This window comes from Bordetella genomosp. 6 (genome assembly GCF_002119705.1).
Taxonomy (GTDB): domain Bacteria; phylum Pseudomonadota; class Gammaproteobacteria; order Burkholderiales; family Burkholderiaceae_B; genus Bordetella; species Bordetella bronchiseptica_F.
This window is the reverse complement of sequence record NZ_CP021107.1, coordinates 2,000,172-2,024,142: the sequence shown is the minus strand read 5'-3', so window position 1 is coordinate 2,024,142 and position 23,971 is coordinate 2,000,172. Positions and strand designations below refer to the sequence as shown.

12 protein-coding genes are annotated in these 23,971 nt (G+C 66.2%); 6 read left to right on the top strand and 6 right to left on the bottom strand.

Annotated features, from left to right (window positions below; genetic code table 11):
* The first annotated feature begins 7 nt into the window (after positions 1–7).
* From CAL11_RS09510 to CAL11_RS09490, 5 genes are all read left to right on the top strand, one after another.
* On the top strand, positions 8–499 hold the full coding sequence (locus CAL11_RS09510; RefSeq protein WP_086092766.1) for a TRAP transporter small permease: 492 nt from the start codon (positions 8–10) through the stop codon (positions 497–499).
* Positions 492–1,790 (top strand): TRAP transporter large permease, encoded by a 1,299-nt coding sequence (locus CAL11_RS09505; RefSeq protein ID WP_086092765.1) that lies wholly within the window; start codon positions 492–494, stop codon positions 1,788–1,790. The genes CAL11_RS09510 and CAL11_RS09505 overlap by 8 nt, the downstream gene beginning before the upstream one ends.
* A 229-nt stretch (positions 1,791–2,019) precedes the next feature.
* Complete coding sequence (locus CAL11_RS09500; RefSeq protein WP_068927766.1) at positions 2,020–2,994, top strand: TRAP transporter substrate-binding protein; 975 nt, start codon at positions 2,020–2,022, stop codon at positions 2,992–2,994.
* A 6-nt stretch (positions 2,995–3,000) separates the two neighbouring features.
* The gene (locus CAL11_RS09495; RefSeq protein WP_033462270.1) at positions 3,001–3,501 is read left to right on the top strand and encodes a TRAP transporter small permease; all 501 of its coding nucleotides are present in this window, start codon (positions 3,001–3,003) and stop codon (positions 3,499–3,501) included.
* Positions 3,494–4,795: a TRAP transporter large permease gene (locus CAL11_RS09490; RefSeq protein WP_086092764.1), complete on the top strand. Its 1,302-nt coding sequence runs from the start codon at positions 3,494–3,496 to the stop codon at positions 4,793–4,795. The genes CAL11_RS09495 and CAL11_RS09490 overlap by 8 nt, the downstream gene beginning before the upstream one ends.
* A gap of 25 nt (positions 4,796–4,820) precedes the next feature.
* Here the strand turns inward: CAL11_RS09490 and fhaC are convergent, their stop codons facing one another.
* From fhaC to CAL11_RS09460, 6 genes are all read right to left on the bottom strand, one after another.
* On the bottom strand, positions 4,821–6,575 hold the full coding sequence (gene fhaC / locus CAL11_RS09485; protein ID WP_086092763.1) for a filamentous hemagglutinin transporter protein FhaC: 1,755 nt from the start codon (positions 6,573–6,575) through the stop codon (positions 4,821–4,823).
* On the bottom strand, positions 6,568–7,698 hold the full coding sequence (locus tag CAL11_RS09480) for a fimbrial protein (protein ID WP_086092762.1): 1,131 nt from the start codon (positions 7,696–7,698) through the stop codon (positions 6,568–6,570). Before CAL11_RS09480 ends, fhaC begins: the two co-directional genes overlap by 8 nt.
* Positions 7,679–10,300 (bottom strand): fimbria/pilus outer membrane usher protein, encoded by a 2,622-nt coding sequence (locus CAL11_RS09475; protein WP_086092761.1) that lies wholly within the window; start codon positions 10,298–10,300, stop codon positions 7,679–7,681. Before CAL11_RS09475 ends, CAL11_RS09480 begins: the two co-directional genes overlap by 20 nt.
* Positions 10,301–10,363: 63 nt before the next feature.
* Positions 10,364–11,188 (bottom strand): fimbrial biogenesis chaperone, encoded by an 825-nt coding sequence (locus CAL11_RS09470; RefSeq protein WP_086092760.1) that lies wholly within the window; start codon positions 11,186–11,188, stop codon positions 10,364–10,366.
* Positions 11,189–11,350: 162 nt separating this feature from the next.
* Positions 11,351–11,956, bottom strand: a complete 606-nt coding sequence (locus CAL11_RS09465; RefSeq protein ID WP_033462260.1) for a fimbrial protein — start codon at positions 11,954–11,956, stop codon at positions 11,351–11,353.
* A gap of 351 nt (positions 11,957–12,307) precedes the next feature.
* The gene (locus tag CAL11_RS09460; RefSeq protein WP_086092759.1) at positions 12,308–22,918 is read right to left on the bottom strand and encodes a hemagglutinin repeat-containing protein; all 10,611 of its coding nucleotides are present in this window, start codon (positions 22,916–22,918) and stop codon (positions 12,308–12,310) included.
* Positions 22,919–23,335: 417 nt separating this feature from the next.
* Here CAL11_RS09460 and bvgA point away from each other — a divergent pair, with 417 nt between their 5' ends.
* Positions 23,336–23,965 carry a virulence response regulator transcription factor BvgA gene (gene bvgA, locus CAL11_RS09455; RefSeq protein WP_010930609.1) on the top strand — a complete coding sequence of 210 codons (630 nt, stop codon included), beginning with the start codon at positions 23,336–23,338 and terminating at the stop codon, positions 23,963–23,965.
* The last annotated feature ends 6 nt before the right edge of the window (positions 23,966–23,971 follow it).

Below are 23,971 nucleotides of genomic sequence, written 5' to 3'. Positions count from 1 at the left end.
CGACCCCATGCCCATACTCGATCGCATCGCCGTCGCCAGCGGCGCCGTGGCCGCGCTGTTCCTGGCGCTGATCGGCGCCATCATCGCCGCGCAGATCGCCAGCCGCCTGCTCGGCATGCAGATCCCGGCGGCCGACGACTTCGCCGCCTGGTCGATGGCGGCCTCGGTGTTCCTGGCCCTGCCCTACGCCATGCTGCGCGGCGACCATATCCGCGTGACCCTGTTGCTGCAGTTCCTGCCCAAGGCCGCCCACCGGCCCTACGAGCTGGCGGCCACCGCCCTGGGCCTGGCGCTGTCGGCCTGGGCCGCGTGGCAGGCGGCCGGCTTCGTCCACGAGTCGTTCGCCTACGACGAAGTGGCGCAGGGCATGCTCCGCGTGCCGCTGTGGATTCCGCAGCTCTGCATGCCCATCGGCCTGGCCCTGCTGACGCTGATGCTGGCGCGCCGCCTGGCCATGGTGGCGCGCGGCCAGCAACCGGAGGAGACCCCTCATGGGTGATCTCGCGCAAAGCCTGGTGCTCATCGCCAGCCTCCTGCTGTTGCTGGCCGCCGGCGTATGGGTATCGCTGGCGCTGGTGGCCAGCGGCCTGGTGGCCTTGCTGCTGTTCACCGACGCGCCGGCCGGCATCATCTTCGCCACCAAGAGCTGGGACGCCTCGGCCAACTGGGCGCTGACCGCGCTGCCGCTGTTCATCTGGATGGGCGAAATCCTCTACCGGACCCGCCTGGCCGAGGACATGTTCAGCGGACTGGGCCCCTGGGTGCGCCGCCTGCCGGGACGCCTGGTGCACGTCAACGTGCTGGGCTGCGGGATCTTCGCCGCGGTCAGCGGCTCGTCCGCCGCCACCGCCGCGACCATCGGCCGCATCTCGCTGCCGGAGCTCAAGGCACGCGGCTATGACGACGGCCTGGCCATCGGGTCTCTGGCCGGCGCCGGCACGCTGGGCCTGCTGATCCCCCCCTCCATCGTCATGATCGTCTATGGCGTGGCGGCCCAGGTTTCGCTCATCAAGCTGTTCATCGCCGGCATCCTGCCCGGCCTGCTGCTGATGGCGCTGTTCTCCGGCTACATCGGCGTATGGTCGCTGCGCAATCCCGCGCGGGTGCCGCCGCGCGAGCCCGCGGTCCCCTGGCTCGCCATGCTGGCCCGCCTGCGCCTGCTGCTGCCGGTGGTGGCGTTGATCGCCGGGGTCATCGGCTCGATCTATGCCGGGATCGCGACGGCCACCGAGGCCGCCACGATCGGCGTCATCGGCGCGCTGGCGATCGCCGCCTGGGGCAAGTCGCTCAACCGCAAGTCGTTCATCGACAGCCTGATGGGCGCGACCCGCACCTCGTGCATGATCTCCTTCATCCTGCTGGGCGCCGCCTACCTCACCAGCGCGATGAGCTTCACCGGCCTGCCGGCCAACCTGGCCGAGTGGATCTCGTCGCTGGGCCTGAGCCAGTATGGCCTGATCGCGGTGCTGACCGTCTTCTTCATCCTGATGGGCGCTTTCCTCGACGGCATATCCATCGTCGTGCTGACCACCGCCGTGCTCATGCCCGCCATCCAGGCAGCGAACATCGACCCGATCTGGTTCGGCATTTATCTAATCCTGGTGGTCGAAATGGCACAGATTACGCCGCCCGTCGGCTTCAACCTGTTCGTGATCCAGGGCATCACCGGGCGTAATTTGTTCGAGCTGGTGCGCATGGCCTTTCCGTTCTTCCTGCTGCTGGTGCTGGCCACGGCGCTCATCACCGTATTTCCGGCCATCGTGACCGCGCTGCCGCTGGCGATGCGGTGAGCGCGGCCGGCCGCGACGACCATTCAAGCCTAAAACAATTCGGCCGATGCGCCAAATTACCTAGGAATTACCCCTAAAGCCCGCGCGGGACCGTGTAGCGGCGCGCGCAGGGACTTAGAATTGCAGCGTTTCAAGGGCGCGGCCAACCGCCCGCCCCTGGTTGCCCATGCCTTGCGGTGTGCTCCGCGGTATGCCGCAATTTGAAAATCCCATCACGAAGGACGTCTCCATGTACAAGAAGCTCTCCTTGCTGGCCGGCACCATTGTTCTCGCCTTCGGCGCGGGCGCGCAAGCCCAGACCAAATGGGATCTGCCGACCGCCTATCCCGCCAGCAACCTGCATGTCGAGAACCTGACCCAGTTCGTCAAGGACGTCGACAGCCTGTCCGGCGGCAAGCTGAAAATCACGCTGCACAACAATGCGTCGCTCTACAAGGCGCCCGAAATCAAGCGCGCGGTCCAGGGCAACCAGGCCCAGATCGGCGAGATCCTGCTCACCAACTTCGCCAACGAAGACCCGGTCTACGAACTGGACGGCCTGCCGTTCCTGGCCACTGGCTACGATGCCTCGTTCAAGCTGTACCAGGCGCAGAAACCCTTCCTCGAGAAGAAGCTGGCCTCGCAGGGCATGATGCTGCTCTACTCGGTGGCCTGGCCGCCCCAGGGCATTTTCGCCAACCGCGACATCAAGCAAGTGTCCGACATGAAGGGCCTCAAGTGGCGCGCCTACAGCCCCGTGACGGCCAAGATCGCCGAACTGGTCGGCGCGCAGCCCGTCACGGTGCAGCAGGCCGAACTGGCGCAGGCGATGGCCACCGGCGTGATCGACTCGTACATGTCGTCCGGCTCGACCGGCTTCGACACCAAGACCTACGAGTACATCAAGAAGTTCTACGATACCGAGGCCTGGCTGCCCAAGAACGCCGTGCTGGTCAACAAGAAGGCCTTCGACGCGCTCGACCCCGCCACCCAGCAGGCCCTCAAGAAGGCCGGCGCCCAAGCCGAAGAGCGCGGCTGGAAGCTGTCGCAGGAGAAGAACAGCTGGTACAAGGAGCAACTGGCCAAGAACGGCATGGCCATCATCGCGCCCACCGCCGAACTCAAGAGCGGCCTGAGCGAGGTCGGCAAGCGCATGCTGGACGACTGGCTCAAGAAAGCCGGCCCCGACGGCCAGGCCATGATCGACGCCTATCGGAAGCAATAAAGCACGATGCGCCGTCTCCTGGATCGCCTGTACGGCGCGGCCGGCCTGCTGGCCGGCCTGTGCACCATCGGCGTGCTGGTGTCCGTGCTGGCCGCCATCATCGCCCGCCAACTGGGCCTGAACATTCCCGGCACCGATGCCTATGCCGGGTATTTCATGGCGGCCGCCGGCTTCCTGGCCCTGGCCAGCACCTTCAAGCATGGCGAACACATCCGCGTCACCCTGCTGCTCAACGCCCTCTCCGCGCCGGGCCATCGCCGGCTCGACATCTTCGCGCTCTTCGTCGGCACCATCCTGGCCGCGGCCTTCGCCTGGTTCAGCGTAAAGCTGGCCCACGACTCGTGGCTGTTCAACGACGTCTCCACCGCCAACGACGCCACGCCGCTATGGATTCCCCAGCTGACCATGGCCGCCGGCACCGTGCTGTTCTTCGTCGCCCTGGTCGACGAGCTCGTACGGCGCATCCGTGGGCAGGGCTTCGCAACATCGCAGCAAATCCATGAATGAAATCCTGATCGTCACCTTGCTGGTCGTATCGATCTTCGCACTGCTGGGTTGCGGAGTCTGGGTCGGCCTCACGCTGGCCGGCACGGCCTGGATCGGCATGGAAATCCTCTCCAGCCGACCCGCCGGCGACGCCATGGCCGTCACCATCTGGGGCGCCTCGTCGAGCTGGACGCTGACCGCCCTGCCGCTCTTCCTGTGGATGGGCGAGATCCTGTTCCGCACCCGCCTGTCCGAGGACCTGTTCAAAGGGCTTGCGCCGTGGCTGAACCGGCTGCCCGGCCGGCTGCTGCACACCAACGTCATCGGCTGCGCCATCTTCGCCGCGGTTTCCGGCTCGTCGGCCGCCACCTGCGCCACGGTGGGCAAGATGACCATTCCCGAACTGACGCGGCGCGGCTATCCGGAAGACAAGATCCTCGGCACGCTGTCCGGCGCCGGCACGCTGGGCCTGCTGATTCCGCCGTCCATCATCATGATCGTCTATGGCGTGGCGGCCGACGTCTCCATCGCCAAGCTGTTCATCGCCGGCATTTTCCCCGGCCTCCTGCTGGCGCTGCTGTTCATGGGCTATATCGCCTGGTGGGCCCTGAGGAACCCCGGCGCCGTGCCTGCCGCCGATCCGGGCATCTCGTTCATGCAGAAGCTGAAGCAGTCGCGCCACCTGATCCCGGTGCTGCTGCTCATCGGCGCGGTGCTTGGTTCCATCTACACCGGCATCGCCACCGCCACCGAGGCGGCGGCCGTGGGCGTGGTCGGCGCGCTGATCCTCTCGGCCCTGCAGGGCTCGCTGACGCGCGCCAGCTTCATGACCTCGCTGCTGGGCGCCACGCGCCTGTATTGCATGATCGCCCTCATCCTGGCGGGCGCCCAGTTCCTCACCCTGGCCATGGGCTACATCGGCCTGCCGCGCGCGCTGGCCGAGTGGATCGGCGGGCTGGGCCTGTCCCAGTTCGGCCTGATCATGGCCTTGATGGTGTTCTTCATCGTCCTGGGCTGCTTCCTGGACGGCATTTCCATCGTCGTACTGACCATGGGCGTGCTGCTGCCCACCGTGCAGGCCGCCGGCATCGACCTGATCTGGTTCGGCATCTTCATCGTGTTCGTGGTCGAGATGGCGCAGATCACCCCGCCTGTCGGCTTCAACCTGTTCGTGCTTGCCGGCATGAGCGGGCGCGAGCTGCCCTACATCGCCCGCGCCTCGCTGCCGATGTTCATCCTGATGATCCTGGCCGTGCTGCTGCTGTACTACCTGCCCGGCATCGCCACCTGGCTGCCGCGGCACATGACGCTGTAGCGTCGCGGCCGCGTTCTCGCCGGACTCAGAAACTGAGGCCCGCGTTGATGTACCAGACCGGCGCGCGCGGCGCGCCGCCTGGCTGCGCGCCCACGGGCTTCGAATACGTGAACGACATGCGCGCGTATGGCAGGTCGAACCGCACGCCGGCCGCCAGGCCCGCCATGTGCATCGTGCGCGCGTCGGAGTGATTGCTCTTGAGCGCCCCCACATCCACGCCGACGAACGGCGCCATCGACGCCTGCTTGCCGAGCAGGCTGAACTGCACCGGCACCGTCAGCGTATTGCTCAGGTACACGCCGCTGTCACCGCTTTGCGACGTCCTGAGGTTGTAGCCGCGCACCGTGTACTCGTCTCCCACGGTGATCTGGTAGCTGTTGAGCAGCTGTTGGCGCGAGTACTGGAACCCCAGTTGCGACGCCCACTGGATAGGCTGGCCGGCCAGCGCCATGTAGCGCGTCCACGCCAGGCTGCCGTTGAGCCGCGACACGTTGCCCTGCGGGCCGCGCTCGTCGTAGGCGGCATACTTGCCGTTGTTGATGCCCACCCCGCGCGTGAACGACAGGTCGCCGAAATAGGCGTTGACGCCCCGCTGGATGGAGTATTGCATTCCCACCGTGACGTCACTGTAGTGCTTGCTGCTGACGTCCAGGCGCGTGCCGGCCAGATAATTCTTGTTCTGGCGCAGTTTGAGACCGCCGTACACGCTGAACTGCGACCGAGTATCGCGATACAGCAGGCGGGTAGCCTTCAGGCCGAAACTGCGCGAATTGCCGGCGGACTGGTATTGGCCGTAGCGGGTCTTGAGCAGATTGCGGTAGGTACTGTAGCCGGCCTGGAAATCCAGGCGAGTACGCCCCAGCGGCACGCTGTACATCAAATCGTAATTGCGTTCGGCGTCGTGGCCGGCGTCGCGATAGTAGCGGTTGCCGAAATACAGGCCCAGCGTGTCGTTGACGCCCAGCAGGTCGTTGGCCGTCACCGAAGCGTTGTACTTGTAGCGGCCATTCTCGGGCGTGCCTGGACCGGAGTTGTCCATGCCCAGCGAGACGCGTGGCAGCGCGCGCCGCTGCAGTTGCAGATCGAGATAGGAATAGCCGTACTCATCCGCGGGAACGATGGTGATGTTGCCGGTCTTGCCGCCATTGTTGATGTTATAGATCGCCTGGTCGATATCGAATACGTTCAGCACCTTGTCCTGCCAACCCGGCATGGCCGAGAACACCATCATGCGGTCGCGTGTCCTCTCCAGCGGCTTGCCGTCGATCAGCCATCCCTTGATGCGGCCCCACTCCACCTTCAGCTTGAGCACGCCGTCCACCACGCCCGGCGGCACGAAAGTCACGATGCTGGTCGCGTAGCCCCGGTCGTACAGGGCCGCGCTCAATGCCTTGACCAGCAGGAACAACTGCTCATTGTCCAGTGGACGGTTCAGATAGTCCTGGACCAGCGGCGCCGGATCGAACAGCCGGCCCTCGACGCCGAAGTCCAGGTCCACGGCATGTACCGTCACGGTGTGGCCGGACGCGGCGTCCGGCCCGGGCGCCGGCGAAACGCCCTCGGACTGCGGGTTCAGTTCCACGGGAGGCCGCGTCAAGGCGCGCTCGATGTCGCGCTGCAATTGCTCCTTGCGCTGTCTATCGTCGATACGGTTGAGGTCGCGCGCGCCCGGCAGCAACTGCGCCTGCGCACAGGCGGCCACGGCGAACAGCAGGCTGGCCCGGACGATCGCCCGAACGGCGGACCGGCCCGGCGCGAAACGGGTCGTTGCGTCAGTCATAATTCAAGGTCACGGTATAGGTGACGGACAGCTTGCCCGCCGAGGTTGAAGCGGAGGTCTGGTAGTACTGCGCCTGCATGGGCAGCGAGAACGTCGCCGAGTCGGTCTGCTGCGCTTCGCGCAAGGCGATCTTGCCCTGCAGGCCCAGCTGGACAGGCTGCTGCGTCCTGCCATTGATCAACTGAACGCCCACGCCACTGGCCATGCCAGCCGCCTGGCCGGTCGCCGGCAACGCCACGCCGTCGACGCCGGCCTGCGTATTCGCCGCGCTCAGGTACACCGATACCTTTGGCCGGCCATAGCACCAGAACGGCATGTGGAAATCGGTCGTACCCAAGGTCGTACCCACGCCGCTCAGCGCCGTACGCTGAATGGTGGGCAGGCTGACCGTCTGCGAGGTATAGCGGCAGGTTTTCAGGTCGATGGTGCTGGTGGCGACGTCGGTGCTTATGGTCCCCGTCGCCAGCACGCGCTCCTGGCTGGTCCCGCGCTTGAACACCCACTTGTAGGTGAACAGGTTCGAAAACTGCGACAGAACCAGCTTGCGCGGCCGCTTGAGTGGCCCGACCTTGATCGCCTGATAGCGAATCTCCGAGTTGTCGCCGTTGATGGCGAGCGCATCGAAGAGCACTTCGCCTTTCTGGGGATAGAGCCACTGCCGTTCGCCAATCTGCTGCATCGGCGAGCTGCCGAAATCGATATAGATGGCGATGCCTGTCTCCTCGGTGGATCCGGTCGGCAGGTCCACCACGATGCCCGGGTGGCCGTAGGACTGCGGCCGTATCTTGTACCCACTGCCCAGTTCCAGCACGATGTCGACCGGTTCGCCATCATGTTTGTCGCTGAGTTCGTCCTTGATGTCATCCGGCGTCTCGCAGCTCTTGGACAGCACAGCCCGCCCGACCACGGGCGTGCCAATCAGCGTCCCATCCGGTGTCTGGTCGGAGATGATCGACGTGCTCGACCAGAAATGCAGGCCTATCGCCCGGCCGCAGTCCACCGGCGGATCGACGGCCATGGCCGGCTGCGCGGCCAGGCTAGCCCAGACGGCAAGCACGGCCCCCCAGAAGGAAAATGCGCGCGCGGGCGCGGTGGCCCGGCGGTCAGTGAATATCTGGCTCATGATCTTTGCCAGAAATGGAGATAGCAGCCGGCTGCGCCACGGCCGGGACCGCCGCCCGTGCAGCGGGGTCGCCGCCGCCTTGCGGCGCGCACGCCAGCGCAATGCGCGGCAGGCCGCGCACGGCCTGCCCGGCCGTTTTCAAGTCGTACGTGGCGCGGCATATCGAACCGTCCGCGCGCGTCACCTCCAGCGTGCCCGCTGCCGCCATGCCTCTGACCAGCGCGCTTGCGCCCTGGCCGGCCACGCCCACCACCTTGCCGGCGCCGTCGCGCACTTCGGTGCCGAATGCCAGCGCGCCTTCGCTGCCGGGTTCGGCAACCAGCATGGCGGCGACATCGTGACGCGTCGGAAAGCGCAGCGCCACGACGGCGCCCGCGCGCGGGATGACTTGCTCCACCGTGGACTCCAGCTGGACGTCCAGGGGCAGGTCCTGCGGAGACAGTTCGACCTCGTTGAGGGAATACGGCGTCAGCGACACCAGTCCATAGCCGCTGCGGTCGACGGCGGCGTTGCGCGTATTGACGACCTTCGCGCCTGCCGCCGCGTCGGCCTGGATCAGGCCGATGGTGCCGGCCTGGTACTGGCCGAAGGTCACGCCGCCCGAGTGCGCCACCAGCCCGCCGCTGCCGTTGATCTGGTATTGGCTGTAGCTGCGTCCATGGGTGAGCTGCCCGCTTACCTCGCCATAGGTGCCCGACCACGAACCGTTCAGCGCATACTGCGCGCTCGCGCCGGCGCGCTGCACGCCCAGGCCATAGGTGTACTGGTCGCGCTCGCCAGACATGCCGCTGTAGTTCACGCTTTGCTGCACAGGCGCCGAGCCGGTGCGAACCAGCGACCCCGTCACCACGCCGCTGGAAGTCGCGCCATAAAGCGGAATCGACAGATTCAGCATGACCTGGTGCTCGACGCTGTGACGGTTCTCCGTACGCGAGACATCCAGGTTCACGCCCACCCTGCCGACCTGGGTCGCATAGCCCAGCTGGGTCTGCTGGTCGACCCGCGACGACCCCCAGTAGGTGCGCCGCAACCCCGATACGTACAGGCTGCCGTATCCGCCCAGCGGCTGGCTCAGCGTGACGCTGAAGTCGCCGCGCGGCCGCTCGCGGCCCAGCAGCGAATGGAAGCCGAATCGCCCGTCGCGCCCGTTCGGCGCGACCGCAGCGGCATTGACCGCATCGGCGAAGTTCCAGAACCCGCTCGACGAGTAGCGCAGCGTGGCCAGCCGGATCGCCGTGTTGGTGCCGGACAAGGTCTTGCTATAGGAGAACCTCAGGCTCGACCCGTTGGCGTTGCCCGTGGTGGACAACTGGCTGCGCGACAGCGTGGCGTCCGCCGCCATTGCCCCCCAGGGCGTGTTCCAGCTCAGGCCGGCCAGGCCGGCCTGGTACGCCTGGGCGATCAGCAGGCCGCCGTACAGGTTGACGCCGTCGGCCACGCCATGGCGGCCCGTCAGCTGGGTCACCCAGGGGCGGTCCTGCTCATCGTTGCGATAGTTGTGATAGCGCCCGGCGCTGAACGACCACTGCGTCTGGCCCGGCAGGATCAGGCGCACCGCGCTCGCATACGGCACGGTGAACGTCTGGACCGCGCCATTCGCCTCGGTTACCACCACCCGCAGGTCGCCGCCATACGAGGCCGGACTGTAATCGTCGATCGCGAACGGCCCGGGAGGTACGGCGTCCTGGAAAACCAGCACGCCGGCCTGGTACACCTTGACGTTGGCCCGGGTGCGGGCAACGCCGCGTATGGTCGGCCGGTACAGCCGCTCCGAGTACGGCAGCATGGCGGTATCGCTACCGACCAGCACCCCGCGCATCGAGTACGGCGCGAAGTACTCGCCGCTGGAGAACACATCGCCGAACACCAGGCGCGCGCGCCAGGACGGAATATCCGTTTGCAGGCTGGTACGCTGGCTGCGGCGCGTGAAGCGGCCCTGGCCCCATCCCAGCGTCGAGCTGTTGCGCAGGTACCAGCCCTTGAAGTTGAACCCGCTGTAGAGGTTCAGGTCGAACCGCCGTCCCGAGCGCAAGCCGCCGATGTAATCGGCGTAGTTGTACTGGTATCCCAGGCGGAAGGCGGTAATGCCGCTATCCCACTCATCGGGCGAGATGTCGCGCCGGAAGCGATTGATCGTATAGGCTTGCGGTATGCTCACTTCCAGGCGGTTCTCGCCAAAGTCGAACGACTCGCGGCTGTCCGGAAGCAGCTTGCCGAGCACCTCGCAACGTCCGCTGGACTTCAAGTCCGCGACGACCTTGGGATCGAGCGCACGCAACCGGACCTGCATCGCCTCCAGCTGGTCGTAGGTGAAGCACGCCACCGCCGGCGCCGCCTTCAAGCCCTGCCCGGAAGCCTGCGCCGCGACGAATCGGACCTGCTGCCGGATCAGCGGATAGTTGTTGGCGTAAATGTCGACGATGTAGTTGCCCGGCCGCAGCGCGTTGCTGTAGTTGAACCGGCTCAGATCCGCGCCATTGGCGCCGCCCCACAGCATGGCCGAGTCGAAGTTGACCGCGGCCTGCGGATCCGGCGCGGGTTCGCCCTTCGCCACGCCAGCGAACGCAAGGCTCATCGCGAGAATCAGTGGTATCTGTTTCATGATCCAGCTCCGGCATCGGCAACGCGCTTTTGGCGCGCGCCGGTCCCGATGCCCCCGTGTTCGTCAGTTCGCAATGGCCGCCTGATAGGGCGTCACGCCGCCAAAGTCGTCGATGGCCCAGTACTGCACCGACTTGGCCCCCGTCCCTTTCAGCCGCAGCTCGTCCGAAGAGAGCGGCGCCAGCATCCACGGCGTCTTGCTGCCGTGCACGCCGTTCTCGCCCACCTCCAGCTTCTGCAGGTTCACGTAGTACGGCGTCGGGTTGTGCACCTCCAGCACGCCGTTGGCCTTGCGCTTGAAGGTAAGGTCGGCGGCCGCCGTCAGCGGATTGCCGGGCAGGCCCTTGGGCCGATAGAACAGCTTCAGGCGCGAGCGGATAGTCAGCTGCAGGACCCCGTGGCCTTCCTCCGGCGTCGCCTTGGGCGGCACTTCGAGGACGTTCAGCCAGAAGACCGATTCGCGGTCGGATGGCAGCGTCTTGCCATCCGGGTAGCCGTTGAAGAAAATGCGCAAGGTCTGCCCCTTGCCCGGATCCACCCGCGCCAGCGGCGGCGTCAGAAAGAACGGCACCTGGACCTCGTCCGGCTTCGCTTCGGCATTGCCATCATCGATCCATGCCTGCATCAACGCGGGCGCCTGCCCCTCGTTGCTCATCTTCACCGTGGTCTCGGGCGAGCCCGCGTTGTAGATCACGCGCGTACCCGTGATCACGAGGCTGGCCCGGGCGGCGGGCGCCAGGCCGGCCAGTACGGCCGCGCCCAGCGCCGCGGCGCCCAGCCGCCGGCGCCAGCGTGCCGCGCCGCCTTGCCGCTTTACCGTAAATGCAGGCGTAAACCATCCCTGGGGCCGGCTCTGCGCGAGCGCCCCGTCACAAGCGTACGTATTCATGGCTCAAGAATCGCGACCGCCCGAAACCATCGATGCTTCGCATGCATCAAGCTGGCAATGCGGCCGCGTGCAAAGAAAGAAAGAAATGGAGAACAAGAGTCTCGTGACAAGCCGACCACCCGTACCGGAGCCACCCGCAATGGGTGGCCCCTCTTTCACGGGCTACGGATACATCACGGAGAACCCCACCTGGCTGCGGAGATTCCCCGCAACAATGGGGCCAGCGCCCGAACGGATGTAGCGTGCCAGATAACGCAGGGTCGTCCCGTACGTCGATGCTCCTGCCGTCTGCGATACCAGAAACGTCTGAGCAGCCTGGTCACCCTTGTTGCGGCCCAGGTGAATGGCGGACCCATCCAGATTGGCAAGCTGGAATTGCACGTTGTCGGCTTTCGTCTGCGGAACCTGCTGGGCGCCATTACCATCTGCCTTGTACGCGAACAGGTTTCCCGACGTATAGTCAACCGTGCCACCGGGTTCGAAGAACAATCCCACTTGTTGGCCATTCAATACCTGCGGACACTCGGTCAGTTTCACATCAAAAACTGTCCCGCCTGCCGTCGACCCGACGTCCTTGAGCGCGGTGCGCGAAATGGTCGGCAATTGCACCGCCACGTTGGTGGGAGGCTCCGTGCCATTGATCTTGCACGTCGTATCCGTGATGGCGCCGGTAATCACGAGCGTGCCGTCCGCCGCGAGAGCCTGATGCTGGTACGTCAATGCACAGGCGCTCAGGCCCAGTGCGATTCCTGCAAATTTGAGATTCATGATCGACCCCTGTTGATCCGAAAACCAGGCGATCCGCGCTCCTTGAAAACGAATCCAGAAATGGAGCCCGATGCCAGGAAATATTCATCTGTAGACGAAGGAAATAAACTGACTACGGAAAGAATTCTAAAAATTCACAGCCAGTTTTCCTGTAGTCCTACACGCAATTTCGCGTAGGCGAATTCAATTGGATTTGTAGGAAATTTCAACAAAAAGCCCATCCGCAAGGATGGGCTGGAGTAAGGTCCAAAGGCGGCGCCATTGGCCGGCGTTGCCTGGCGCATGGGATCCCTGCGAATCCTCATGCGCCGGGCCGGCGACATGCCGCCGCGGCGCGCAGGCCACGACTACCTACTTGTTGGTTTCATAGAAAACCCGGTAGTTCTTGCCGCCAACGTCCTCGACCCGCAGGCGGAAGGTCTGCTCCAGACCCTGTGTCGTCTTGGTGGACAGCACCTTGCCATTGAGCTTCATCAGGTCTTCGCGCCGGTTGATCGTCAGCGTCTGCGGCTTGCCGTTCTCGTCGGTCAGCTTGACGATGACCGGCTTGGGCAGTTTCCCGCCAGGCAGGCTCTTGGTGTTGTTGATCTCGCTCGCTTGCCGCTGCAAGACCTGCACCTGCTGTTGCACCACGTGGCGCCCGCTCAAGGGCGTCGTCTTGCCCGGCTTCGGACGCTCGGCCTTGGCCTTGGGCTTGGGCTTCGGTGCGGGCGCGGGTTCCGGCGCGGGCTGCGCCTGCTTGACCACCGGGGCCGGCTTGGGCGGCGCGCTCTGCACCGGCACCGTCGTGACGGTAGCCTTGCCGACCTCGGCCACGGGACCGGGGGTTGCCGTTTTCGGCTTGGCCGCAGGCAGCGGCTGGGCGGTCTCCACGACCGGCGGCGACGCTTCCCGCACCTTCGCCACCGGCAGCGGCTTGGGCAACGGCTTGGCGGTTTCCGGCTTCACCGGCGGCACCGTCTCCGCCTTGGCGAGCTGGGGCTGGACCGCCGGCGTCGTCACCTTCTCGGCCACTACCGGCCGGGGCGGAAGCGGCTGCGCCGTTTCAACCTTCGGCCGCGGCACGACGTCCACCTTGGCGACTTCCACCTTGGGAGGCGCCACCGGCACCGTCTGGGCCGCCACCGGCCGGGGCGGAAGCGGCTGTGCCGTTTCAACCTTGGGCCGCGGCACGACGTCCACGCTGGCCACGGACGCTGGCGGCGGCGAGCTGACCTCGACCTTCGCCCGGATCGGCTGCGGCGATGCCGGCGGCGTGGCCGGGCGGCTGGGCGGTCCATCCACGGCATCCGGCCGCGGCGTTGGCGTCACCGGACGCACCCGGTTCGGTTTCTTCAAGGATTTCCCTTGTACGGAAAACTCGGATCCGCCTCCGGCCCAGTGCTTGTCGCGCTGAACGACCGTGGTCTTGGCGGCATCCTGATTGAGGGCGCCCGTGATGCCGCCGCCGACCTGCAGGCGCGAAGGATTCCTGGTCTGACCGACGTCGATCGTGGCACGTTGCTCGGCCTGATAATCCTCTCCGGCCACCCTGCCGAACGACACTCCCACGGTGGGCGCCAGCGTGGTGGAGGAAATGCCCACGTTCAGGCCGCCGCTGCCGCCGTCCTTGTCGCGGTAGTCTTTCAGATTCTGCGCGTTGACTGCGCCGTCGACCTTGAGATTGCCCTGGCCCGACAAATCGGCAATGGTGGCGCCGATCAGGTTGGCGTCGCCTTGCACATGGCCCGTCAACCCGTCGGTGGCAACGACACCCGCCGCCCCGTCATTGGTCAGGCGCGAATTGTCGTGCTCCGTATTGAAATTGAAGCCGGCAGATCCCACTGGCGCGACCAGCGTGCGGTTCTGAATCGCCACGCCTGCCGAGGCATCCCAACCGCCACCGCTGGAGTTGTAGTTGCGGTCGTCCTGCTTGCCGGTCGCATTGATATCGCCCTCGACACCCAGGGCAACACGCGTACCCCGCACGCGGGACCCGGAGAGATTCAAATCCTTGCCCGCCTCGATCGACACGTTCGCCGCATCCAGAGAGGTTCCGGCGTAGGTCTTGCCGGTTTCGTTCGTAATCTGATGCGACGTCCCCACGCCCGCCGTCAACCCCAGGCCAACGGCGCTCTGCATGGCGTTGGCGCCGAGATTCGCATCGGCGGAGGCGTGGAAGTTATGGCTCTCCGAATGCGATTCGAAGGTCGATTCGGCCGCCATGAGGTTCACGTTCTTCGCTGCCTTCAGGCTGACCTGGTCGCCGCCGCTGAACTTCGCGCCCACCAACGTCGCATCGCCCTCGGTGGCCTCGATGGACAGGTTCCCACCCAGATACTGGGTATTCTGCGAGGTGGAGCGGCTGTGGCTGCTGTTGACGTCGGCGCTGATCCCGGCGCTCAGCGCCAGCGCCGCCGTGTCGGCGGTTAGCAGTTGCGTGGCCTCCGCGGCGACTTGCGCGGCCATCAGCTCGCCGCGGATCTCGCGGCCGTCCTCGACATTCTGCGCCACGCTGTCGCCCAGGCGCGTGGCGGCCGTCAACACGCTGGAACGGGCACTGGCCGTCGCCGCCAGTTCCACGCTCCAGCCGGAGCTTTGGCTCGTCTGCTCGCTGACGTACTTGGTGGACTCGACCTTCCTGGCGCGCATGCGCAAGGCCTCATCGGCTCCATTTTTCCCGTTCGCGGCGCCACCGTACCGGTTCCGGTTGATGTCGGCGCCGCCGATATCCAGGACATTGCCAGCCTCGACAGTGCCTCCGCCGAAATTGAGGTCCGCGTTGCGATAGGACTTTTCGGTGTCCGATGATTGTTCGTGCGATGCCTGATAACCCACCTTGAATTCAGCGCCCGCGGTCATGCCGCGGCCGGCGTGCGCTTCCGGACCGCTTTCGCTGCCCAGGCTGAAACCCGCCTCGTAGCCGCCGGCCCCCACCTTGGCACTCAGGGACAGCTGGCGCACGTCCTTCTCGTGCTCGGCGTGCGCGAGATCCGCGGCGGCCTTGAACGTCGCGTCGCCGGCCACGGACACGTCCGTATGCGCCGCAGCGACCGAACCGCCCTCGATCTCCAGATTCCGCATCTTGCCTTCCAGCGCACCGGCTTCGATGCGCGTACCGTAATGGTTCGCGCGCGCCGATTGGCTGGTTTCCGTCGTTGAGGACAGGATGGCGAACAGGCTGCCCAGCGGCGTCGAACTCTTGTGCTCGTAGCTGGACCCCGCCTCGTACACGCCGCCCAGCTTGACCTCATCGACATCCAGCTTCACCTTGCCGCCCTTGAGGGTCGCGCCGGCCGTCTCCAGCCGCTTGGCCTCGATGTGCAGCTTGCCCCCTTGCGCATCCAGGGCGCCGTCGCCGCGCGCCGCCAGCCTGCCCTTGCCGTCGTAACGCATCGAGGTCGCGACCTTGACCTTGTCGGCCTTGAGCCCGACATTCTTGCCGCGCAGCCTGCCGCCCTCGATGTCGATATCCTGGGCCGATACGTCGAGGTCCTCATCGGCCTCGATGCCGCTGCCCATCCCCTTGCTGTCGGCCACCAGGACCTTACCCTTGCCGGCGTCCACCTTGACGCGCTTGCCCTGGATCAGCCCGTTGACCGAACTGACGTCATGGCCGTTCGTGTCCACGTTCACGTCGCCGCCGGAGGCAATCAGCGCCCCGCCGCCGGCGTACTGATCCATGATGCCCTTGCGCGTCGCCTCGGTCAGGTACAGCCGGGGCGCGAGGACCTTCTGGCCATCGATCATGGTGTCCACGTACCAGACGAAATCGCGATCCGCCTGCCTGAGCTGCTGCGCGGTCGGTTCGACACCCACTTTCAGGCCCAGCGCCTTGCCGACCTTCCCGGCCGACTCCATCAACTGCGCCACCAACGCGATACCGCGCACGGGCAGACGGCTTTCGTAGCCGCCCAGGGCGCGCCGCACCTGCTCGCGCACCAGCGTGGTATCGAAATAATTGTCGCCCGCCACCCGCGCGGCGCGATCGGGCTGGTAGCCGATCTGCTCGAAGAAGTAACCCGAGCCATAGAATTTGCTCTGATCGATATACTTGAGGCGGGTTTCGAACAGCGGCCGCGGCAACGCAACGGCCGGCGGGGCGATCCGAACCGCCCCGGCATGCTCCGCGCCAACACCGGCCGCCCCGGCAGCAGCCGCCGCCGCGACGGCGGTCTGCGCGGCAAGCCCGGCGTCCGCCACCTGCGCATTGCGCTTGCCGGAAACCTCCGGTCCCTGCGCCGCGTCCAGGCTGGCCAGAGAAGCGAGCGCATCGGCGCTGCCCAACCCTTGCGCACCCACCATGCCGTCGGTTCCCAGCGCTTGCCTGGCCTGCCGCGCCAGCGCCGGCCCGGCGGCGCCGTCGGACAGGGAGGCCTGGGCCGCCCCGATCCGCGTGAAGATATGCGGATTCACGAGCACGGCAGCCAGTGCATCATCGATATCCAGCCGCTTTTCCAGCCCAACGTCGCGCAAGGCATCGAACGAGCCGCCGACCGAAGCCGCCGAGTGTTCGCCGATTTTCAGGTTTTCCGGCCGGCCGCGATTCTGCGCGGCGTTCTCGCCGTTGTGGACCGCCCCGTTGGACAGGGTCAGCCCGGCGCCGGCCGCCAACACGGTCTGCTCCTTGGGATAGAACGCGATGTCCGCGCCGCGCTTGCCCGCCTTGAAATCCTTCCAGCGCTGCATCAATTCGGCGTGGCCGAGCGCGCGCCAGTCGGCTCCCAGCGCCGCCGACAGCGCCTTGGCCAGCATGACCCGGCCAGGCTGGATCGCTTCCAGCCGCACCGCGTCGATCTTCGACTTATAGCGCTGGGCGACCTTATCCGCCTCCGCGTCGATGGTCGCCTGGTCGGTCTGCTTGGCATAGACCGTGCGCAGATCCGCGGCAAACGCCTGGATGATGCCATCGACCTCCTTGGTCTCGGCATCCATCCCGTCCAGGGCCGCGCCGTAGCGCTGGCCCAGCTGGTCATGGACCCGCCGGGTGGCTTCGCCGTAAGCCTCCACCGCCTGGGCGGCCGCCTTGGCCTTCTCGTACTCGCCTTGCAGCTTCTTGTACTCGCCAAAGATCTTCCGGCCTTCGGCCGACTCCGGCGCATGCCCGCGCAGATCGAGCGTGGGCATCTTGGGCACCGGCGGCGCCGTGGGAGCCGGCTTGGCCTGGTAGCCCAGGTCGAGGTTCTTCAGCGTATTCACCGACCACTCGGTGTAGGTCGGATACACCCCCCAGATGTACTCGTAGCGATTCTGGTCCAGCAGATAATCCAGGAGTTCATACGTGGACTTGAAGTTCCAGGTCGCCGGCGACAGGCCGGCACGGTTGTCCAGGGCAGTCAGGCTCACAGGCAGCGGGGTCTTGAAGTACTCCATGGTGGACACGGTGCGCACCACCGACCGGTTGTCCACGTCGCCGCCGATGTGGCCATGGCCGCCCGCCTGGATCACGCCTTCATTGAGCAGATGGCGATGTTCGTCCTTGCGCGCATCGGCATTCAGATAGAGATCCTTGCCGACCTCGATGAGCGATTGTTCGGCGGTCAGGTCACTGCCGTACCACGGCGCCGCGATAGCGCCGGAGCCGGAACTCAAGTGGTAATTGACATACCCGATACCGCTCCACCGGCCGTACTTGCCGCCCCCGACGTACTGCACGCCTTTGGCTTGCACGCGGCCGTTCAGCTTGGCGGTGTTCTCGATGCGCGGCGCATCCAGGCGCATGTCCCCGCCCGCGCGAATTCGGCCCAGCTTGTTGAGCAAGGCATCGGCCGCCGTCAGCCGAGCGTTGCCGCCGGCCTCGATCAGCGCGGCCCGTTCATTGGTGATGTTCCGCGCCTTGACGGTCAGGTCCTCGGCAGCCCACAGCAGCCCCGCTTCGTGGTTGATCAGGTCGCCCCGAGCCGAGTTCAGCGTCAGGCTCTTGCCCACCGCGATGGCCTGCTTGTTGTCGATGTTCTCCTGGATATCCGCAATCAGGTTGCCCGGATTGCCGGTCTCGATTTCGGTGCTCAGCGACTTGGCCTTGACCCGCAAGGTCTCCTGCGCCACAGGCAGGATATGCTCCTGGTCCACCACCAGATCGCGCTGCGTGCCTTGCGCAAGCGTCAGCGTCGCGTCATGCTCGGCATAGAGGGATCCCGTGTTGGTGAAATCCTCCACATCCAGAACGATATCGTTGCGCGCATCCGCACGCCCGGCGTTCTCCAGCTTGGCGCTGTTGATGATATGAATGTCGTGTCCCGCCACGAGCTGGCCCGTATTGCGCAGGTGCGGCGCCGTCAGCGTGGCGTCGTGGCCGGCGGCCATGGTGCCGCTGTTGTCGATACGCTGGGCCTGCATCGTGAAATCGTGGCCTGCCTTCAGGCTGCCCCGGTTGTCTGCCTGTCCGCTCGCCGTGACCATCAGATCATGCTTGGCATCGAGGCCCCCGGCGTTGCCAAACTGTTCTGTCTTGATGACGATGTCCTTGTTGGACTCCATCTTGCCGTCGTTATCGAATTTTCCGCGCGAGGTAACAGCGAGATCCGCGCCGACCGTGAATGTGCCGGGATTGGAGACACTGGCGGCGACGATCGTGGCGGCCTCCTTGACCTTCGTCTGGCCAGCGTTGCGCACGGCCCCGGAGGTCATTACCTCGGCGCTCTTGGCCATTACCTCGGCCCCAGCCTCGTTGTCGAACGACGCCGCCATCACGCGCACTCCCTCGCGCACTTTCAGATTGCCGGTATTGGTCACCGCGCCGCCGGCGTCGACCTGCAGCGGCCCCATCAGGCGAATGTTGTTGGCGAAGCGGGTATCGTGGCGCGAGGTCAGGTGCGCGGCGCCGCCACGCTGGGTGACCTGCGCCGCCAGCGCGATGGCGTCGGCCGAGACCGAGTAATCGCCCTGTATCGAGAGCTTGCCGTGCTCGGCATAGCGCCCGGTCAGCATGACCTGCGCGCCGCCCTTCTTGATATCCAGGCTGCCTGCGTTGTCCCAGCTCGCCGCGTCGACACTCAGCTTGTGCGCGCTGATCGCCGCCTTTGCGGCGGCGGTGACGGACGGAGACCCGCCGCCCTTGCCAGCGATCCGCATCTCGCCTTCGGTAGCCATGACACCTTCGTGCACGATGGCCTCGGCCGCGTTGACCACCAGGGCGCCAGCCGTACCGGACGGAGCCAGGCTCTGGAAGGAGCCCTTGTTCTCGATGCGCTGCGCCTCGATACGCTGGGTGCCGTTCGAGCTGACCAGGAACTCGTTCGTCAGGGTGCCGCCCACGTCGAGCTGGCCCTGCTTGCCAGCCGAGATGTAGCCCTTGTTGACCACGTTGCCAGTCGTGCGCACGGTGACGTTGGCGCCATCCCCCTTGTTGCGGCCGTTGCCGATACCGCCGGCATGGCTGACCAGCTCGCCGGCCTCGACCACGATCGGACCGCCATCGGCCACGAGCGCGGCGTCGGACACGACCGATTCGTCTCTACGCTCTACGCCCGTGACCGCGTCGGTGATCCGCGGACGTCCGTCCACGACGTCGATCTGGCGCCCGGGCATGGTTTCCTCATTGTCGTTGACCGCCCGCAGCGTGCCATTGAGGAACAGCTTCTTCGCGACCTTCACCGACACCGCCGGCTTGCCCTTGCCCACCTTGGCTTCCAGCGCCTGCTGGCTGATCTTGCTCTCGATGGTGGCATGCTCGAGCACGGCCGAGTCGGCCGATATGGTGGCCGTCCCGTTCTCGGTCACCGCATCGTTGCGCAGCAGCAATGTGCCGCCCTGCGCATCCATGACGATATCGCCCTGGGCCAGCACGCCCTGATGCGGATCGCCGCGTCCGACCGTGACATTTCCCCGGGCACGGACCACTACGCTGCCGGGCGTGGAGAGATTCTGCCGCAGCGCACGGCGCTCCCGCCGTGGCGCGGCGGCCTCGACAGCGCCTGCCTTCAGCGCGCCGATGCCGACCGAGCCGGTGCTGTCGATGCGTGCCCGGCCGGCGCTGGCTCTGTCCACGGTTACGCCGTGGCCCGAGAGTTCCAGCGCTCCCGCGACATCAGCTGCCGCCAGGCTGAGCGCCTCGCCGGCGGCGGCCTGAAGGCCGCCATCGGCCTTGACCGAGCCGAGCTCCAGCGTCCGCTGCGCGCGCGCCTGCAGATCGCCGGTCGCGTCGACGGTACCCAGCGTCATGGAGCGCCCCGCTTGCAGGCCGGCGCCTGCATCGGTCACCAGCGTCGCAACGCGCACGTCTCCCGCGCCGTTGACGTCCACGGCTCCTACGGCGGCCAATGTCCCCAGATCCAGGTGCTCGCCGCCATGCACATGCAGCGCGCCGCCAGCCTTGGCCGATTGCAGCGCCACGCCGGCGCCGCCGTCCAGCGCCAGCGCACCGCGCGCCTGGACGTCCCCCAGATCGAGCCTGCGATCGCTCGACACATGCAGACCGCCCCCGGTGGTGGCGGCCGTTACGCGCACCGCGTCCTTGCCGCTGACCCGAACGTCGCGATTGGCGCGCAGCGAGTTCGCCGCCACCGTGGATCCGCCGCGCACTTCGATCGAACCGGCGGCCTCCACCGCGCCCAGCGTGACGCCACCTTCCGCCCCCAGCGAAATGTCGGCAAGACTGCGGCCCTGGTCGACCCTGACCGCATCGCGCCCGGACACGGTGATCGCGCCGTCGGAACCGAGGGAACCCGCCCCGACCGCGCCCCAGCCTTCGATGTCGATGCCGCTCCTGGCGGAAACCTTGCCCACGTCCAGCGCACCGTGCGCCGAAATGGCGACCCTGGATCCACTGTTGACGTTCCGGACCGATACGCGTTCGCCGCCCGCCACGGAGATGTTCTCGAGAGATTGCAGCCCCGCCACGGTCGCCGCGCGCGCGGCCGATACCGTCAGCGCGCCCTTGGCCTCGAGACTGCCCAACGCAGCCTGCCCGTCGCTGGAGACCCGCAGTCGCCCACCCGCCTGCGCGCGATCCAGTCGCACGCCATCGCCGCCGCTTACGTCCATGGCGCCGGCCGACTTGAGGGACCCGGCCTGCAACGCGCCGCCGGCCTGCAGCGCGAGGCCGCCGGCAGCCGTGGCGTCCCGCACGGCCATGGCGCCCACGCTGGAGGCGCGGACCTGCCCGCCCGACTGGACGCCGCCCAGGCTGACGGGGCCGCCGCCGCTGACCGTCACGGCGCCATGGCTGCGCATTTCCTTGGCCGACACGCTCCCGCCTCCGTTGACGCCGATCGCGCCGCGGGCCGCCACGCTGTCGATCGACAAGGCGCCGCGTGCGGCGACGGCCACATCGCCATCGCTGTGCGCCTGGCCGATCCTGACGCGTTGCTCGCCGGCGATATCCACGCCGCGCGCTGCGCTCAAGTCGCCCAGATCGACCTGGCCGCGCCCGGAAACGTGCAGTGCCGCATCGCTGTTCGCGTTGGCCACGCTGACCGCCTCTCCGCCCTGTACGCGGATGGCGCCTTTCGATTGCAGGTTGCGGGCCGCCAACGCCCCGGCGGCAGCCACGCTCATGCCGCGTACGCTCGACACCTCGTCCAGCGAGACCTCTCTCTGGCCGCGCACCTCCAGCCCGGCATTGGAGACCAATTGCTTCGCCTGCAGGTTTCCGCCCGCACTCACGGACAGCGCGCCGCCGCTGACGGCCGAACCCAGCGTGACGGCCTGCTTGCCGTCCACCCCGACCCGCCCCGCCGCCGACAGCTTGTCCGCCTGGAGCGCGGCGTCCGCGCTCACGGACAGCGTCTGGCGGCTGCTTGCCGCACCAAGCCGGACAGCCTGGCGGCTCGATACCTGGAGCGGGCCGCCCGCGTTCAACTGCGTGGCCTGCACCCCGCCGCCACCTTGCACCGTGAGGCCTCCAACGCTGCTGGCCGACGCGAGCTTCACCGCCCCGCCCCCGGTGACGCTCACCGCGCCACCGGAGGCCAGCTTGCCGGCCGACACGGCTCCCGCGCCCTTGAGGCTGAGCGGGCCGCGCTGGACCGTGGCGTCGCCCAGCGCGATTTCACCGCGGGACGACACGGTAATGGCCGATGGCGAGGACATGCTGCCGAGCTGGCGCACGCCCAGGCCCGAATCGCTGGACACCAGCGTGATGTGCTTGCCGTACATGGCGCCCGCCGCCGTGCCGTCGATCGCATAGGCGCCGGCGGCGCCACCGCGCGACGCCCCGCCGATCGGCGTGGCGCGGCGCGTCGCGTGGTCGTAGCGGTTGGCGCCGGCGACCACCGCGATATCGGCCAAGGGCTTGCCCTGTTCGCTCGACACGGCCCCCTGCAGCTTGACCAGGCGCGCCACCACATCGAAATAGCCCAGGCCGGTGACGTTGACGCCGCCGCGCTCGATCGTGACGGCGCCCTGCTGGACATCAAGGCCGATATGGCCGCCGTTGACACTGGGACGGCCCGTCGTGAGGGTCAGATTGTTGGCGTTGAGCGTGCTCAGGCCGTTGACGCTGATGCCGTTGGGATTGGCGATGATGAGGTCGGCGCCCTTGCCATAGACTTCGAGCGTGCCGGCCAGGCGACTGGGCGAAGTGCCGGTGACTTCGGCAAGAATGGCCGAGGCCTGGCGGGTCAGGCTGGGGTTCTTGGTCAGCGCCCCGCCGATCCTGGACACGCCGTCGGTCAGGCTGTTGTTGAAGACCACGCCCGGATTGGCGACATTGAAGCGTTCGAACTTGTTGTGCGATACGCCGCCGGAGTTCGGATTGGCGATATTGACCACGGGAACGTTGTTGCCGCCCGTCTGCACCCGCGTCTGCCCCTGGGGAACCAAACCCTCGGCGTATGCAACTAACGAGACGCCCGTACACGCCAGCGCCAGCGCCCAGGCCAGCGCCTTGGGGGGGACGGGCCAGCCAGACCCAGCACAGGAAACACCGGACTGCCCCCGATCGCGGGGCGAGGAGGATCTTCCGACAGTGCAATGCTCACAGACAGGAACGAGCATGCCACGGACGCGGCTGAAAACCAGCCTGTAGAAGTTCGTATTCATTTTCCGATCAGCGAAGAGGAGAAGCGGCAAAACCCGCCTTGGGGGGCTTGCTCGTTCTAGGTTTTGAATTCAGCACGCAGTCTGAATAAACCCCTGCACTTCGTCTGCCGGCAATGCGCCCAAACTCAGCAGGATTTTTCCATTACGGACGTAGGCAATTTCCTACAGAGATAATCCTGGCGTCGTGGAACATGCTTTCCCCGCACCCGCAACACACACGCTTGCGCCGCCACAAGCACAAGGGTTAGGCATTTTCCTAAATCGGTGTAGGATATTGTTTAGTAGCACTCACAACCATATCGTCGCCTGCTGACGTATAGGAGAATGTGAAATTTCGCAGCCGTTCCTTTGACGCACCCATGTGGTTCGCGTTGTAGGAATCTCTTTTTTGCCACGAAACTCAAGCATATTCTTCTTATGTACAACAAAGTCCTCATCATCGACGATCACCCGGTACTGAGATTCGCTGTTCGAGTCCTGATGGAGAAAGAAGGATTCGAAGTCATCGGCGAAACCGACAACGGCATCGACGGGCTCAAAATCGCCCGCGAGAAAATTCCCAACCTGGTCGTACTCGACATCGGCATCCCCAAGCTGGACGGGCTGGAGGTCATCGCCCGGCTGCAATCGCTGGGCTTGCCGCTGCGCGTACTGGTGCTGACCGGCCAGCCGCCTTCGCTGTTCGCCCGTCGCTGCCTGAATTCCGGTGCCGCGGGGTTCGTCTGCAAACACGAGAATCTGCACGAAGTCATCAATGCCGCCAAGGCGGTGATGGCCGGCTACACCTACTTCCCCAGCACGACGCTCAGCGAGATGCGCATGGGCGACAACGCCAAGAGCGACAGTACGCTCATCAGCGTGCTGTCCAACCGCGAACTGACCGTCCTGCAGCTACTGGCGCAAGGCATGTCCAACAAGGACATCGCGGACAGCATGTTCCTCAGCAACAAGACCGTCAGCACATACAAGACGCGCCTGCTGCAGAAACTGAATGCCACGTCGCTGGTAGAGCTGATAGACCTCGCCAAACGCAACAATCTCGCCTAGCGCCGC